This window comes from Legionella oakridgensis ATCC 33761 = DSM 21215, assembly GCF_000512355.1.
GTDB lineage: Bacteria > Pseudomonadota > Gammaproteobacteria > Legionellales > Legionellaceae > Legionella_A > Legionella_A oakridgensis.
In genome coordinates this window covers 1,088,715-1,106,222 of record NZ_CP004006.1, presented here as the reverse complement: position 1 = coordinate 1,106,222, position 17,508 = coordinate 1,088,715, and the positions used below count along the sequence as shown (strand labels likewise).

The following is a 17,508-nucleotide window of genomic DNA, read 5'->3' as shown; positions in this document are numbered from 1 at the left end:
TCCTCGCAATGCTTGAAGCAAAAATTTGAAGCAGTCAGTAGACTATATGCCATACTAGATTCAGAAAACAAACCAAGTGAAAAAGTTCAACAATTTTATCAACAGTTAAGTGAATCCGATCAAATCATCCAGGCTCACCGTGACCCGACATGGAAAAGATATACTGCGAATGCATTAATTGTCTTAGGCATTATTTTAACAGCCATTATTCCTGGCTTGGTAATTCTTGCCGCATCCAATCAGTCACTTAAGTTTTGGCAATCTTCTGGACAGACTTTTTTTCAACATTGCGCTAAAGAAATTGAAAAGCATGTATCAACGCCAGAAGTCCATCCAAACTCAGGAATCATGGTAGGCAACTCGTAATTTGCTGTAAACCGTCATCATGGTAAGCAAGAAGATCCTTCACACGGCTGGAGAAGGAAACTCGCCATCCACCCAAAAGTCTTTTTGCATGTACATGATGCGCTCATCGTTTTCTTTGGAAAAAAACCCCACTGCTTCTACAGTGGTTTGACATAACCAAGTAGTTAATTTCGATGGTTTGTTACTATGAAAAGCCTTTGGCGTAAATAAGGCAACATTTCTGCCTTTATGCTTATCTCTTGCAGAAATATACCTAAACATTTCCACGCCATTTTGGCGCATATCAGAACCTAGACGTTGTGTTTCAGTATAAGAAGTAGGAGAAGTTAAAATGGATTCATAGGGTGTGAAGGGTGGTTCATCTAAAAAAATTCCTGATTCACTTTTAACTGAAACCGAGAAAGATGAATATTCACTGGATATGACTGCTTGAAAGGGAACTTCTGGTCCAAGCATATAAACAAAACGGTAATAGGCCGTTTCTGCTAACGCGGTAGAAATAGTTAACGAACCATAAAATATACCTTGTTCAAAAATAGTTCCAAATCTAGATCCATGTTTAAGTGGAGGATAGCGAAACGGTGTTTTTAGTAAGTAATGCAACGAATCCATCTCATCAGGTAGATGGCTTTTAGTCGATTCAAGCAACTCTTCTAAAACACCTTGTTCGTATACATTGTTTACCAGGCTTAAGGTTGCTACTTGCTCTTGGGATTCAACGAATCGAAAAATACTTGCCATCATCGGCTTGATTGCTTGTTTACCCCCTACGTCTAGCCAAATATCAATCATTTATATCTTTCCTCGGATAGCATCTAAATAATTAACAACTCGGGATAAACCCAATACAGTTTTCATGGTTTCCAGGGGAATATCTTGGATATGGCGATTATTGGTGGTTAACCAATGTTTGATTGCTTCTTTGTTTCCTCCATTTAAAGCGAACAAAGCCCGATAAACTCGGATCAGCAATAGTGATAACTCCCCCTCTTTACTTTTTGGATCGATTGCTCCTTTCTTTAATAATCGAGTGACTGTATTCCGATGAACTCCAATAATTTTTCCCAGATCGTCGTTAGACAGATCTAATTGTTCTTTTAAATTATCCAGGGCAACCGCCAACACATGGCTTTCATTGGGTTTTGATTGAATATTCATAAGCACCTCCAATTGCACCATATGTTTAATTTTAACATAAAATTAACTAAATAGTGCAAAAAACCCAAATTACAATCATGGCAAGCACACCGCACCCATGATCAAATAACCAAGTTACTCAATTACCACATGTACTGCAGTTCGGGGTTATTTGTAATAAAAATCCATCACCCTCTTGCATGAAGGAAATCATCACGATTGCACGAGAGAGACGAATGGTTTCGAGTAACAAAAACTTTAAGGAAGTTGCCTCGTAAAACAATTCAAATAATTTTTCTAAAGCCATTGTTTCACAGGCGTTCTTTGCTATAATGACCGCCTATGCCGGGGTGGCGGAATTGGTAGACGCGCCGGATTCAAAATCCGGTGGTGGTGACACCGTGTGGGTTCGAGTCCCACCCTCGGTACCAAGATGGCATTTTTGGTCTTTCCTAAATGCGAGGGTACCTAATCAACAGCAGAGTGCTCTAACTATCTAGTTCTATAATTTTCAGAATTTCTAAAACCATAAGTGCAACGTTGAATGAGTTTCATTTTGCGATGAAACCTTTCGATAAATCCAAGCTCCTTTCGTTGATGTTCATTTTAGGCTCTTTCCCATTTAAGGGGGCAGCTTTAATCACCCGCAGAGGACCTTAACACGTACTCTATAATTTTCAAAATTTCTAAAACCATAAGCTCTTCGCTGAATGAGTTTCATTTTGCGATGAAAGCCTTCTGTTATTCCATTTGACTTACTAAATCGCCACATTCTGGCCACTTCATCTTTCCAAGCCCAAAGTGTTTTACCTAATGATGCTAATGCTTTAAAACCACTTTGCTTTAACTCAGCCAACATTTCTAAGAAAGTAGGTATTACTTTACGGCACTCATGCTGTGTTAGCGCCCTTTTCATTAATAGTGAGTGCAGTTGTTGCTGAAATTGATATATAGCCTCTATTGCAGGATTTTCAGTGAAAAACGCATCTCTTTTGACTTTCTTCTCATCACTTAAGTTATCAGGTCTTGTTCTTAATAAGGCTAAGATACCTCTATTGTTTTTAATTTCAGTGGAGAGTTCTCGACAGGTCATCATACACTGATGTTGAATTAAACGGATTACATGAAACCTATCAGCCACTATCATAGCATTAGGAAAGTACTTCTTTACTAAGGAACGGTATGTACTGCTCAAGTCCATACAAATCACTTTGACACGTTCTTTTCCAGGTAATTGCTGGAGATATTCTTTTAATTCTTGCTCACGACGGCCACGAACCACATCAAATATCTTATGTTTTCTTAGGTCACAAAAAGTAGTTGCAAACCCTTCTTTCTTACTGAAAAAATGTTCATCAATACCCAGTACCACAGGACATGGTTTATTGATTAATTCTCGATGTTGCTCTTCATAATGCCGCTGATACCAGCGCTCTATGGTCGCTTTTCCTTTCTTATAACGCTCTGATAAATCTTTTTGCGATACCCCGCGGCTATGCTCATGAAACACTGCAGCTTGAGCTCGCCAAGTAGCACGTTGATGTTTATTGATACCGGGAAACTGTTGATTACCATAGCGACAACAAGTATGACAATAAAGCTTATACGCTTTAAACCTCAATACACTTCGACGATGCCCTATTAACTCATGGTGTACTGTTCTTACATACGATGATTTCTTGCGAACCTGCTTACTTTGGCAATGACTACACCGAGCTAATCGGTTATAAGTTACATCTAATAATAAGGGTTGATACCCACTCACTTTTAATATGGAAAATCCAGGTAAATTTAGGATAAGATTGTTCTTAGGCACTTTAATCTCCTTTTGATCGCTAAATCAAGGACTTAGTCTAGACTAATTTGATTAAAGTGCCCCCTTAATTGGTGTAGAGCCTCATTTTAGCGAACGTTCAGCTAAATGAAGAGGATTTTCAAATTCGCTTTCTTGATTGGATAGGTCTTCCTGACTTGCTTTATCTGAATTTAAGATAAGACCACGTACCCTAAAAAGAAACGGCAAGAAACCTAAAGCCAGGATGACGGATATTTGATATAAACCAACCCACCCTATCCAGGATTGCAAGGAAGCCGCAAATGGGCCTGAAAAAATTCTTGGGATGGTTGATAATGCCGCCAGAATTGAAAACTGAGTTGCAGTAAAGCGGCGATTGACAATACGCATAAATAAAGCAACCAAGGCGGTTGATCCCATGCCGGCAGCAAAATTGTCAAACACAACCGCCATGACGAACAAAGGCATGTTTTTCCCGACCATAGCTAACCACACAAATAATACGTTGGTCATGGCTTGTAACAAGCCAAACACCAACAACGCTTGATAAAGCGACCAACGCAGCAAAAAAAGACCGGCAACCAGGCCACCCAATAAAACAGCACCCACCCCAGCAATTTTATTAACGTAGCCAATCGTATCCAAAGAAAATCCTACTCCCTGGATTAAGAAAGGCATCACGATGCCGCTGGTGGTCGTGGTAAACGCTTCACCCAATTTATAAAAAATAATAAATAAAAAAACGCAATCATTCCAGGACGGGCCATTAACTCTTTTACTGGGGCAATAAAAGAATCAACAACATGCGATTGGCGATGATCAGGTATGGATGGCTCGGGGCTATATAAGGTCGCCAACATGCCCAAAACCATAAGGAAGCCCATCAAACGATAAGTGGTCGCCCAACCAGCAAAATGCGCGATAATAAGCGCCAAACCTCCAGAGAGTAATAAGGCAAGCCGATAGCCAAAAACAGCAAAAGAAGCGCCCAAACCATGTTCTTCTATCGATAAATATTCCGTACGATGCGCTTCGATGGCCATGTCTTGAGTGGCAGAACTGCAAGCCATGAGAAAAGCCAGGAAAGCCATGAGCATTGGCGAGCTGGTAGGAGTAAGCCACGCCATGAGATTAAATCCGATTAACAAAACCACTTGCATGCTCAATATCCAGCTTCGTCGTTTACCCAACGACCCTAGTGAATATCGATCTAAAATAGGCCCCCAAAGAACCCGATACACATAAGGAAGGCCAAGCAAACTGAGCATGCCGGTAGCCAGCACCGACATCCCAGTTTCAGCAAACCAGGCTTGCAGCGTGCTACTAACCAATGACAATGGAAGCCCGGAAGAAAAACCTAAAATGAAAACAATGAAGAGGCGTTTGCGCATGTGAATAACAACATCATTTCCTTTTTTAAAAAGGGATAAGGAATTACAACCCTACCCCTCTTTAATAAAGAATGGAAACGCTATGACTTAAGCGTCACTTTTTTTCACTGAAATCAAATGAATTTTAAAAATCAACGTTTCATTTGGTCCAATGGGTCCGCCAACACTGCGTGAACCATATGCCAGGTCAGAGGGAACATACACTTCCCAAACGGAGCCAGCCGGCATTAATTGCAGTGCTTCAGTCCAGCCTGGAATGACTTGAGACAGTTTAAAACTGGCTGGTTTTCCATTTTTTTCCGTACTGTCAAATACTTCACCATTAATCAACCGACCAGTATACTCCACTGTCACGGTATCTTCTTTTACAGGTTTTTGGCCATCCCCTGCTTTAAGAATTTTATATTGTAATCCACTGGGTAAGGTCACTACCCCTTCTTTGGATTTATTTTGCTCCAGAAATTCTTCGCCTTTCTTTTTATTGTCTTCTGCTTTTTTATTATATTCAGCCGTACGCTTCGTCATCAGATCACGTTGAAATTTAGTGAGAACATCTTTCATTTGTTCTTCAGTCAATTGTTGCTTATTGCCACTGATACCATCTTGCAACCCTTGAACCATTGCTTGCGGGTTGATTTCAATGCCTTGCCGTTTAAAATTTTTGCCAAGATCAATACCAATACTGTAAGACAGCTTGTCTGTGTCCGTAGTTAATGATGAAGCATCCGTTGCAGCCATTGCCGTTGACATAGCCAGTCCCATGACCGCTGCAGCGACCAGTTTCAGTTTCATAAGTTATCCCCTTTATCTTCCGTAAGAGCAGCCAAGCTCTAAGAATCATAATAGACCTCTTGAGGTCTAATGCAAAACGCCCAACTATTGTGCCTAAATTCATTTGGAATTGCCAGTGATGTGCAACAGGAAATCTTGTATATGACAGATTTTTTCTCGTGTACAGAGAAAAGGAAAGGAGGGGATTTTCAAAATAATGCAAATAAACTGTCTTCAAAGTCTAATCATACAAGCTAAAACCCGGCTGTTTACAGCCGGGCTACAGGAGATATTTAGAATAGAATAAGACCGCTTTACTCTTCAGCGCCAAAACCAACTGCAGGGCCTCGTAGCGCCGCTGCGTCTCTTACTTCATCATAGCTTCTTTGTTGCCGCAAATGTGTTGCCAAAGAATCACCACGTGCCAATACTTCTTTTGCCAAGGTGACAATATGTCCAGGCATTCTCGGCAAATCCCGGCGCAGTTCTGCCAATAATCCTTCAACTTCATAAGCAGATATTTCGCTGACATGAGGTGGAAAACCCCCATCATCACCAGGATGAGCGGCAGCAAAAGTATCAACGGCGTGCATTAATCGCTCGAACGAACTCTTGGTTTCTTGCCGGGTAAAGAAATTGCCAATGCGTCTTGAGAAACCATTGTATCGGTCATCGTAAGACACATAACGCGTTTCCTCCCAGTGCGCCTTGACCGCTTTTTGCAAGCATTTGGTTAAATCGATAAATTCCTGCCGGTTATAGGCCTCATAACTTTGCAAAGCGCGAACATCACCAATGTCCTGGCTCCAGTGACGTAATACCTCATCTTGCATCTGATTGATGGTATTATACAGCCGGCTTTGACCACTACGATTGAATTTAAACCAGCTCCAGCGCGAATTATTTCGCTCTATATCGTAGTCAATGATTTGCATCTTGGCCTGATGAATCGCCGCCAATACCAGCTGATACCGACTTACTGGCAACCTGTTACCCTCAGCAGTCTCCATGATGCGATCAACCTGTTCCGTCAACTGATTGGCAATGACTCGACGATCAATGGATTTAAACCAAGTGGCTTGATATTGGCCAACTAAATGATGCAATTTGGCTGACAAATCACCCCATTGGGTGTCAGGCGCTCTTCGAGCTTCCGGCAATCTCGTTCCAATCACTTCAAATTCACTGGTGAGTTGTAACAATTGTCGCTGCTGTTCAACCGTCAGATCGCGTGTATGATTGACATCCGTCGCAACCCGTCCTTCCTCCATCACAGTCCTCATATGGAGTGTGTATTGTTCAAAACCAGCACGCGCTAATGCGTCATTATGCGCATGATCCCAAACGTAAGGATGCTTATCGGCTGAACCAACGCCTTCCATGACAAACACTTGATTATGCAACAAGTGCATCCAAATGATGCGTTTATCACGTATAACGTCCGATTCATGGGGCGAAAACGTAAAGAGTTCACGAACCTCAGGATGATTTAGCATCGCATCCGCCTGGCCTTCCGTGTCTTTGGCAGCCTGATAAAAAGACGCCATCACTTCTCGCACTTGCGCGTTTGATGCTCGTGGAATGGCATGCGCCAGTGTTTCTGCCGCATTATCAAATAAAGGATGTGGCGAATCATCAGATGCTTGCAACAACCGTAACTCCTCCGCTAATACCGATTCGTCTTTATCTCGGAAACGCTCCACGCCGGTAAGCAAGTGCTCCATACTGATTTTTGCATGCGCTCTTTTTATATTCACCGCATGATTTAAAATAAAATCCAGCGTTCTAATGGATTCTAGTGTTCGATCTTCATCAAACGCATAGTTTAACAATGCATCATGCACGGCTGGATAATCTAAAACGGATGCCATGCGACGCTCACTGGAATCCATCACCAGGTTAAATATCTCCTCATCGAGCGCAATAAGTTGTGGCATTGCATGCTCAAGTCTTGTTGAAAGTGCTTGAACCGTACCAGGATGTATCCCTTGTAAAGGCAAGGCATGGTTTACGATTAAAGAGCTTAAGCGGTCAAAGCGTGGCAAAGGTAGATCCGGATTGGTTATGCCACGTAACAAGAGTTGATGCGCTTGTGGATATTGCAAGAATCTCGCAAGATTATCCTGAGTCAACGCCATCATACGTTCGAACCGTTCATCCTCCAGACCAAATAATGCGGGACGGACACGAGCAAAGTTCGCCAGTAAGTCATCAAGCGTATCAGAATAGTCCCCTTGATGGTCCATGGCCATTTTCAATACCTCAGCAAATGGCTGCAGACGCTCTATTGAAATCGCTTCATCGGCACAATGGTCAAGCAGCGTTGCAAACACTTGAGGAAACTGTTGTAAATTTTCAAGATTTTCATTGACGAATTGCGTCAACAGCCTGATTCGCGCACCATCCAAGCTTAACAATTGCGTTTTTAACCTTTCTCGGTCTGCTTCAGGATATTTTAGGGCAATTAACTGATAAGCGTTTGCTATTCCCTGACAACACTCATCAAACTGCGCTGTTTTTTCCGTTTTCTTCATGTCGAATGAATCCAGATGCTGCCAGAACTGGCGGAACTGTTCAGTATGCTCATTCAATCGCGCAGGCGTAAGCGGTGATTGCAAGCCAAGATTTAAAATCTGGTACCAGGATTTACCACCCAATCCCATGCTCCAACGCATAAACTCATTGGTTTCAGGCAGGTGCTCACTATAAGAGCCAAGACCCTGCCAAAGAGCGTATAAAGCCGGTTGATGCTCACCTTCCGTTACATTCCACCAGGCTTTTGTTTTTTAACGAGCGAAGCAAAAATATCCCAATCTTTTCCTTCCGTGAATTGCTGCATTGCGCGACTAAAATCCATCAAAAATGCTGCAGCGTCTTGCTGTTTCATCCCAGCGGATAACAGCTGCCAATCCAGCAAGGTGCGCAGACGGTGCTCAGAATCGCCTTTTAGTGACTGCTCCAATTGACTTAACATCATCGGTAAAGGGCAGTCCTCATAATCCACCGATTTTGCTAATCCCCACAGGGCAATAAAATCGCGATAACTCATCGGACGACTTTCGCCAAGATAAGCATGCAATATTGCTTCCGGAATCTCACGCTGAATAGTCGCTATATACTCAACATATTCTACACCCCACTTATCCTGTTCTTCTTCATTAAAGCGGGCAAGATAGCGTAATATGGGTAAGGCTTGGTGAATGCGAGTGTCGCGTTCCTCAAGAGCACTTTTGCTTAACGTGTTGATGATGCCTTCTTGCAATTCCGGAAGCAATTTACCCAAAAGTCCGGCAAATTCAAGTTTAAGGCGTTCCTCAACCCCCTCCAGGAACTCGTCTGCCTCAATGCTCAACTCAGACGCCTCCAAAGCAGCTTCCCAGGCAGTAGACGGATGCTGCATCTGCCGATAATTAATCCGTAAGATGTTTATAAATTCTTGTGCAGAAGGACAGGCTGCAACATCTTGGGCAAATTTACGCAAATGCCTTTCATCTTCATGTTCTGCCAATGATTGAATTTTTTCAGGAATTTCAGCGGTTTTTGCATCCGTTAAATCCCAGTCCCGTAAACGGGTCATGACGCTGCAAATCGCTGCAATCAGCTTATCTTTTTCCGTAGGTTTTGCCGGTGGAGGAGAAACCACCAGATCAATTTGCACTGGCGTATGCGGTTCAAATCGATAGGGCTCAACGTCTCGTTCGGTTTTTTCATGATAGCGTTCAACAAACTCAGGGATCGTACGTGTTGCGATGATGTCTTTTATGGCAACAATTTTTTCATCAATGGACCGGTCAGATCCTGAAATTTCAATCCAGATTTTCTCCAATTCTTTAAGATGAAAACTGAAAAACGTTGTCAATTCTTGCCGCGCATCCGCATCGTCTACCTGACCTAACAGTGTCATGGCCCAAGACGATAACTGCGCAATCGCACTGCGATAACCTTGATTAGGAGCATTTTGTAAACTGAAGATGTACTCACGTAAATGCATCACCCGTTCAAACCGTTGCTCTTCCGGGCTAAGCGCTATTTCAGCATCGTCCTCAGCTTCAGAACCATGATCTGTTTCGTCGTCTGCTCCATCTTCCAGTAATCCGCCAGCGATAAATTTATCTCTGATTTCCTCACGGGCATCTGGGGCAACCGCTTCAATAATTTGCCAAAGGCGTGCTTCTTCTGTCTCCAGATCGCGCGCCAGATAAAACTGGAAGACTTCACCTTCTTCTCCATTGCGAGCCGTACGCCCACCTTTTTGCAGTTTGTCATTGTTATCGTTGACATCAAATAAAAAGACCGCTTCAACTCCGACGTTATCACCGCGTCCAAACCCTGACGCCACCAGAGCCATGGCTCTTTGTTTTTTACCGCCACGCCAGGCTTCCTGAGTTTGTTTTTCTTCCAGGACTTGCGCAGGCGTTCGCTCATCTTCATTGGTATAAAACAGGAACTGCTCAAGCTCATCCGGTGTTAAGCGAGCTCGCAATAACGCTTCCAGCTCTTTAACATGCGCATCATTGCGGCAAGAAAACAACATTGACTGTTTATTTTTAAGGCATAGCCGTATTTGTTTGACCACCGCTTCCATGCGCCTTTCTTCGGCTTGCGCTCTTGCCTCTTCCTCTCTTGCTAAATCACTGGCAAAAAATTCGGGCTTATGCCAGAAACGCAAATCGCGTTGATTAGTTGGCACATGCAATACTTGCGTACCACGTTCCCTATATAACGTCGTTGCCTGTGCGGCCGAAATTGTTCCTGAAAAACCTTCCCAGCTCCCCCACAATTGCCGCATACGCTCAGCCGCGACTTGCGAGCTGACAATATGACTTTCCGCATGAATATGGAAGTTTTGCGCTTTCTTTCTTGGATCGGCGTCTGCCGGCAGGGCTTTTGCTTCTGTATTTAAGCGCACTGCCAGCAATTGATGAACACCCGCACTGAAGGTAGAACCAACCATCGGCTGATTATCGGCAGACAATGGAATGATTTCCCGCATTGGATAAGATTCATCGCCAATTTCAATGGTGACATCGCGTACGGTAAATCCAATACCCCAGACAAGCTCATGCGCTTCATGCGCCGATTGCAGCCATTGCGCTAGTTGCAATGGGTCACGTGCCATTTGACGTACCAGGTTTTGCCGCTCTTCATTTTCATGAGTCTCACGCAAAAGGAAATCAGCAAATTGCTGCAATTTGTCTCTATTAATACCTGCAACCAAATCTTCCTGATTTGCCTTGTAAAACGCATTAACCGCTTGATAAAACCAAGTCATTTGCTTTGGCGTTTTACCGGTCGGTTGCGCGTAGTTGTATTCTGTCTTTCTACCTTCTTCAAAACGAATAAAGTCAAACTCATCAAACAGACCTACACGTTGATCCCGTGGGATAACAATGGGGGTACCGCGATAACTTTGCTCATCCAAAAAGAGGGATAAATCCCCGGTGGTGGTATAGTGAATTTGGCTGCCCATGTACGTTTCACGCGACGATTTCGGGTGAATGTAGGACGTCGTTAATCCAAGATAATCAAAGAAGCTTTGATAATCTTTCAGATCGCGCTCAGCCAGCGTTCGTTTTGCCGTACAAACATCAACGGTTTTACCCAATCCCGCATTACGAGCAGCCCGCATGGCCACAAAGTGGCTCTTTCCTTCCCCAGTTGCGAGTTGTAACACACGGGTATCAGCATTCACACAGACATCATTGGCAATTAATGCAAACTGTTGCGCTAAATGAGGGTATTTACGCGTGGTGCGACCCAGCACTTCAAACAATACAGCCCAAACCTGAGCACGTAAAGCATCGTTGTCAGGCTCTCGTTTAGACGCTTCTGACAGCCTTCTATAGGCAATCGCCAATTCTTCCTGGCTCATTTTACCAATGGGTTTACCAACGCCCTCAATTCGTTGAGCACCGCTTTCAAGCTGTTTCAAATATGAAAATATCAGCGTCAACCGTGCAGCGTCTTCTGCCGATAATCCCTGGCGAGCCTCATCGCCACTGACCTTGGTTTCTGCTATCATGCGCTGCAGATCATAATCACGAAGGCTTGCAACAAATCCATAGTCTGCACGCGGTTCAGGGTATGGAGTGCGTAAAAACCCATCCAGACAGGCAGCCCATTCCAGACCGTCCCGTTCATGCTTTTTAATTAAATGTAAAATATCCTCGGCGCTGGGTGCAGGCTCCTGTGGATAACATTGCGCCAAGAGCTTGAGATCGTCCAAACTCATATCACCCAAACGCTGAGCAAGTTTAGGCGCTTTTTTATTTAATTGATATTGATAAGTATCCGTATCCCGTAACCCCGGACGTAAACTGCTGTAAGCAATGATTTTAAGAATTAAGGCCTGACGTTCCTCATCATCGACAAAGTCTGAAGCAATCCGGTCATATAAATCTTCTTCATTTTTTCTTGTACTGAGTGCCTTAAGCCATAGGGCACTAATGTCTGTCCATTGACCGACAAACCCTTCATCCGTTGCGTAAGGATGTTGTAATAGACGGCAGCATTTTTCAAAGCGCGACTCCAACTCGCTGAAATGCGTTGATTTGGCTAATATCTCCAAAGCATAACCGCGGCTGTCTTTATAAAGCGGCGATGATAACGTAGCCATGATCTCCGGTAACTTGGCCACACTGCCATTCCATGCATATTCACGAAGCGCAATCTGACACAACGTAGCTTGTTGATTACGATCAAACTCGGTGTTTTGCAAAATAGCCTTGATATGAGGGATCAAAACAGCCGGAAATTCTTTTTCTACGCTGTCAATGGGTTTCGCTGCAATGGCTGGTTCTTGCAGCATCACTTTTAACAATGAAATCGGAAATGAAGTCTGATCATTTTCAGGCTGCAAGGCACGCAACAAACCATAAAAATAATCAACGCTCCAATAACCGCCACCTTTTGTCGTTTCAAGCGAAGCAAGCAGTGGTTCAATTTCATTTAAGTAAGTGCGGTTAAGTTGCAAGCGCTTTAAGAAGCGTATAGTCGGTAATAACGCTTCTTTTGCATGAGCAGCATCATAGGCAGATGGAACCACCAGATGATTTTGCATGAACTCCCACAACCGGGCATCATGGTCAACAAAAAAGCCAAGATCGCCAGGGCCTTCTTCGGCACGACTATTAAGCGTTCGGAACGCCCCGCTTTTCGAATATTTAAACTGAATGCCTTGAGCATTTAAGCGTTCAATGAAGGCAATACGATGTTCGGCCGTATGCGCCAAATCACCTTGCATTGCCTGAATGCAATCCAATAAGGCTTGCCAATTCTCTGGCTGTACCAACGCCGACAAATGTTCACCGGTTGTTGTATAATCGATGGAAAGCAATTGGGTTATTAATAAGTTCAACTCCTGGCGTACCACCGGTTTTAAATCGGCCGTTGCCCGATAAAATTGCTGCAATTGCACACTGCGATAAACCCCAAACAACGTTGCGAGCTTATATCCCTGAGTATAAAGGTAATCTGGATACGCTGCTTCCTTATGGATATCTTCGGAAAACAAAGCCATCATTCGCTCAATATCAGGACTTTGCCAACGACGCGCTTGATGTAAAATAGTCACTGCTTCAAGAAACGTGCCGTTTGGATGGCGAACCAGCAATTCGGGATCAAACCCTTGTGCGGCTAACGCTTGCATGGATTCCAGCCGAATCGCCAGATTTGAATTCCCCAAACGATACACTGCATGATGCAAATGACGAGCAATGCGCGCCTGAAAATCAGGCGGTAGGGCTTCTACGGCATCGAGAACGCCGGCAATATCGCCAATTGGGTATTGTGTATGCAACAGCCACATTAAGCCATCTTTTGAAGCTACTGAATCATTGCCCAAACGCGCAGTTAATATGCCAAAATCATGATGACCAAACTGAGGTTTGGACGCCAAAGCGCGCTTCATATTTAATGCTGCAATATCCCCAACCCATCGGTAAAGCTCTGCTAAATCCGAGGAATACGTCGGTGTTCCTTTTTCAAAATCATGCAGCTCCAATTCACGATCAAAATGTTTAAACCCTTCATGTTGCAGAGCATAATGCACCCCGCCATGAGTCAAATCCAATGCATGCAGCTGCTGAATAAACCGAATCTTGTCATCTTGACTTGGGATTTGCCTTAAACTTGCAAGTATCCTATCCATGCTCACCAGCATGTTTTCCGGACGCAGTCTATCGAATTCATCACCGCGAAGCTCTATTCCCATGTCCGCCAATTCAGCGGTAAAATATTCAAAACCACGCCAAAGTTTTTCAACATTTTCCCATCCAACCGCTGCCATATGAAGCTGTAGGATCGTTTGCCAGGCATGTAATTGACCACGAGCACTGACGGGTTTAAGTTTTTCCATCATATCGCCCATGGCCGTAAAAAACCGTTCAGAAATGAAACAGTTAAAATTCGGGCTGGCACGTAATACCGCACCGGCAAATACCTCTAAAAACTCACGGCCTAAATTAATCTCAGCATGACGCAACATGCTTAAAAAATTATTAACCCCTTCATCACCATATTGATAGTAAACTTGCCCCAAGGCACGCAAGAAATGCTCATTATCTCGGAATCGCTCAGAAGCCCAATCACGTAACTCCATCGGCTGACGTTGTAATAAAATGTCAAACGCATGAGGAATCGGCAGATGGAAATCCCGTTCATCTTTAGCCAAAAACTCTCTTACTCCGTCGAGACCTGCGTATTGCCATACTTGTAAAAATACAAGCCAATGACGAATGATTTTGTCACGATGAGCCGCAGAAAGCCCGCCACCTACGCCAAAAAAACCACCTGTACTGGGGAAAAGCGCACTATTCTTACGATAAAATGCTTCAAAATCAGCCGTATAATCTCGAGGCGGTTGCAACTGGGCAAATAAGGCAATATTTAGCCAATCTTCCCCTTCCAGACGACCAACGCCGGCCCGATATTTTCCGAGATTAAATTGACGAAAATCCCCTTCCCAGGCTTCTGCCATGGGGGTACGTACATCCAGATCAATGGTTAAGGCATTAGGCGGATTAATATAGGCAAGCTCTGGACTATAACAAAGGATGAGATAACCTTCTTCGGAGCGCTGGGTATAAAATCCCTTTGGCAGATTTTCAGGATTAAGTCCGGATGGCAAACGCGTATGTTTACGTAACAAGGCTTTGGCCGCATCCGGTGTCATTTTGCGAATGGCTTCGGACGCTTCAATGGCAGGATTTGCATTAATCCAGGTATGGAAAAACCCTTGTAAAACTGATTCCCCGCCCCTGCGTAACGTAGCAGCTCTGACCTCTACCGGGTTTTCACGACTGTATTCCGTCCAAAAATCACCTAACAAGCGATCGATGTTACGATAGTCAATCAAATCCCCTGCTATAGGCTGCTCAATAGTGGTCAGAACCACGCGTTGCTTTTCTTGTTGAACTTGACGCACTTGTTCGATTTGTTGCTGCATTTGCATTTGCAATTGCACAGCACCACTTTTTCTATTGGCAATTGAAAGTCATGCGGCAAACGCCCAATAGCACCATAAATCACATCATGTAAGTCACCTGCCTCCACCACTTCGCCTGGTGCTTCATGCGGCATGGCTTCGGCCCGAGGTCCCAAACGCCCATAATCGGCTACGATGCCATTAATGCGCCCCAATATTTGTTCTGAAGCATGCTGATGACGATTACGCAAAATCACATCATTTAACAGCGTGTATAATACGCGTAATTGCCGCGTTGCCTCATCCACATTGTCCTGGTCTTGTAATTCAGGAATGACCACTAAACCCACCCATTTGTCTCTATCAGCAACCTCTATCAAACGGGTGAGAAATTCCCCGCATGCCCTTTTATCTCTTAAACAATCAGTTAAGGTAACTTGCTCAAACTGTTCAAGACGATTAATTTCTCCTAATAACTCAATTAAGGGACGATCGTTACCGGGCTGATAGGCAATTCCCAATTCATTAAAGGGGAAATAAGCGTGTGCACGCAAATGCCCTAACAGCATGCCTAAATAAGCCGCATAGTCTCTTGCCGGGCAAGCCGCATAAAACACACGTTTATCCGCACCATAAATGCTGTCAAGAAAATCACGCTGCGAAGGATCGGCCAAGAATTTCAAGGCATGTTCTAATCCTTGTATACCCATTTCCAGCACGCAACGCTTGAATAATTCATGTTCTGCTTTTGCTTCTAAAATGGTTGGTTGTTCATGCAAATGAATGAGCCAATGTTTGGCTGCTTGCTTCCAGAAATTATCAATCAATGGCGGCCGATAACCACAAGCGGCCAGCCAGCGGTTACGAGCAAGGGTTGGAATTAAAGCTTCTTTAACGGCTTGCAACGAACGATTGGCACCAACATCAAGCTCGGTGACAAAAGGATTTTGCAATAACGTGCGGACAACAAATTGCTGCTCCTCGGCCGTTAATTGAAAATGCGCAGGCAAATCAATCGTAAGCAAACGTTTTTTCGATTTGGCACGAATAAACGCAAACACCATCATCACCGCCACATTCTCTTCTCGGGTTCTTGTGCCAGTGGGATTATATTCATAAGTCGATGAACGAGCCCGCAGATGAGCCGAATTGGTATTGGTGGGAGCACAGTATCTAGCATGATCCCCATCTAATCGTTCAAAATCAATCACGGCCGGAACAGTCAGCGTGGATGAATCTTTGTCTTGAACAATATGACCCAGTTTTGTCAGCGTATTATCAAAACCAATCACCAGCGTGCGCATGGAAGAATAATAGTCTCTGTCAATATCATCCAACGATAAACGATTCTCCTGGTATGCCTGAAGTACCGCAGTTAAATCCCCCGGTGTATAGTCTCTGCTTCGGAGTTTACCCAATGTTGAAAGATAGCCGCTGCGGGTAAATACCGTACCCCCTGTTAAGGTTGTCTCGTCGTACCCGTATCTATTATTTGCCATACGCAATAAATGACGAAACGCCTCTGTAGAAAACCGCGCCGCCTCCCCATCTTTAAGACGATAGGTGACGCTTGTGGAATCCCCCCCAAATAACGTAAACAGGAAATCCTTCAGTGTTACGGTAAAATCAGCATCGACATCAAAATTCCAGGCATGCGTAATTTCTTTATCAAGCCAGGCTAATGCCGTGTAACCAGTAGAGGCCAAGCCATCGGCACGTCCTCCAACAAACTCAGGGTCATCCAGGCGAAGATGATCCTTCAGGGCACGTTTTTCCGGTTCTGTTAACGGCGTTTCACAAAAAACACGATTGCCCACCAAATCCACAACACCCCATTTAGGCGTTCCCTTAGGATTAAGATTAAAATTAACCAGCAACGCCTGATTATCCCTTTTAAGTTGCGCGATGGTTGCAGGAGACATAGCAGACAAATGATAAGCATGCGCCACAGACACACGTGGAGGTGGAGGACCAAATAAAGTACGACCATTTAAATGCTCTAATCCCTTCACCAAACGCTTCATATCCAGAAACGTCAATGACTCGCCCACTTCCTTTAAATCACCAACGGCCAATTTTTCCAAAAAACCTGCTTGCGCCGAGCGTTGCGATCCTGCCTCAGGCACAAAGACAAATTGATGTAACATGAGATCTTTCATGTCCGCATGATTTAATACTTCATACAGCTTTTCTACTACTTCACCAGCCGTATACAAGTCTTTCAATTCACGCATGCAACGGTCAAATAACAACATGTAACTGCTGTCAGTACGGCCTTTTTCTAACTCGCTTTCAACCACACTCAAACGAAATAAATCACCGAAATATTTCTCAATCACCTCCGCTGCGACTTCAAAATTATCAAAATTGTATTTTCCTTTGAGTTTTTTATAGGTTTCTGCGTACATTAGACACCGCCCTTAAGATAGATTTTGATACATGCAAGTATAGATAGGTTTTCTTAAATAAATATTAAGAAATCATTGTGATAATAATTTGCTCACTATACACACAAAATATTGCACAATAGCATTGTCATTTTTAAGAAACAAGATAAACATAACCGCCCCAGGGCAAACGCATCTATATTTTGAACATGTATTTGTTTAAAAATTTGTCTTTTC

Annotated in this window: 8 protein-coding genes, 1 tRNA gene and 2 pseudogenes; 2 read left to right on the top strand and 9 right to left on the bottom strand. The window is 43.7% G+C overall.

What is annotated here, in order from left to right:
• Positions 1–12 precede the first annotated feature (12 nt).
• Positions 13–366, top strand: a complete 354-nt coding sequence (locus LOA_RS15220) for a hypothetical protein (RefSeq protein ID WP_238551337.1) — start codon at positions 13–15, stop codon at positions 364–366.
• Positions 367–405: 39 nt separating this feature from the next.
• On the opposite strand, the gene LOA_RS05360 is transcribed toward LOA_RS15220, so the two are convergent.
• A complete protein-coding gene (locus LOA_RS05360) occupies positions 406–1,158 on the bottom strand; it encodes an RES family NAD+ phosphorylase (RefSeq protein ID WP_025385460.1) in 753 nt (250 codons plus the stop codon).
• The gene (locus tag LOA_RS05355; RefSeq protein WP_025385459.1) at positions 1,159–1,524 is read right to left on the bottom strand and encodes an MbcA/ParS/Xre antitoxin family protein; all 366 of its coding nucleotides are present in this window, start codon (positions 1,522–1,524) and stop codon (positions 1,159–1,161) included.
• Positions 1,525–1,847: 323 nt separating this feature from the next.
• On the opposite strand from LOA_RS05355, the gene LOA_RS05350 reads away from it, so the two are divergent.
• Positions 1,848–1,934, top strand: a tRNA-Leu gene (locus LOA_RS05350).
• 61 nt (positions 1,935–1,995) lie between these two features.
• Here LOA_RS05350 and LOA_RS16175 read toward each other — a convergent pair.
• From LOA_RS16175 to LOA_RS05320, 7 genes and pseudogenes are all read right to left on the bottom strand, one after another.
• Positions 1,996–2,079, bottom strand: a pseudogene (locus LOA_RS16175) (transposase); the annotation flags it as partial.
• Between the two features lie 64 nt (positions 2,080–2,143).
• Positions 2,144–3,319: an ISL3 family transposase gene (locus tag LOA_RS05345; protein ID WP_025384767.1), complete on the bottom strand. Its 1,176-nt coding sequence runs from the start codon at positions 3,317–3,319 to the stop codon at positions 2,144–2,146.
• Positions 3,320–3,400: 81 nt separating this feature from the next.
• Positions 3,401–4,689 (bottom strand): annotated as a pseudogene (locus LOA_RS05340) (AmpG family muropeptide MFS transporter).
• A gap of 87 nt (positions 4,690–4,776) precedes the next feature.
• Entirely contained in the window at positions 4,777–5,481 is a 705-nt protein-coding gene (locus LOA_RS05335; protein WP_025385458.1) for a BamJ family beta-barrel-assembly machinery protein, read from the bottom strand.
• A 293-nt stretch (positions 5,482–5,774) separates the two neighbouring features.
• Entirely contained in the window at positions 5,775–8,135 is a 2,361-nt protein-coding gene (locus tag LOA_RS05330) for a hypothetical protein (protein WP_148294871.1), read from the bottom strand.
• A gap of 86 nt (positions 8,136–8,221) precedes the next feature.
• Entirely contained in the window at positions 8,222–14,905 is a 6,684-nt protein-coding gene (locus tag LOA_RS05325) for a hypothetical protein (protein ID WP_158423022.1), read from the bottom strand.
• Positions 14,845–17,292, bottom strand: coding sequence for a hypothetical protein (locus LOA_RS05320; protein ID WP_025385455.1), 2,448 nt, complete (start codon positions 17,290–17,292; stop codon positions 14,845–14,847). Before LOA_RS05320 ends, LOA_RS05325 begins: the two co-directional genes overlap by 61 nt.
• Positions 17,293–17,508 lie beyond the last annotated feature (216 nt).

Coding starts and splice junctions, on each gene's coding strand:
- LOA_RS05360 (WP_025385460.1), bottom strand. CDS start 1,158: ATGATTGATATTTGGCTAGACGTAGGGGGTAAACAAGCAATCAAGCCG.
- LOA_RS05355 (WP_025385459.1), bottom strand. CDS start 1,524: ATGAATATTCAATCAAAACCCAATGAAAGCCATGTGTTGGCGGTTGCC.
- LOA_RS05325 (WP_158423022.1), bottom strand. CDS start 14,905: ATGCAGCAACAAATCGAACAAGTGCGTCAAGTTCAACAAGAAAAGCAA.
- LOA_RS05320 (WP_025385455.1), bottom strand. CDS start 17,292: ATGTACGCAGAAACCTATAAAAAACTCAAAGGAAAATACAATTTTGAT.
- LOA_RS05335 (WP_025385458.1), bottom strand. CDS start 5,481: ATGAAACTGAAACTGGTCGCTGCAGCGGTCATGGGACTGGCTATGTCA.
- LOA_RS05330 (WP_148294871.1), bottom strand. CDS start 8,135: ATGCGTTGGAGCATGGGATTGGGTGGTAAATCCTGGTACCAGATTTTA.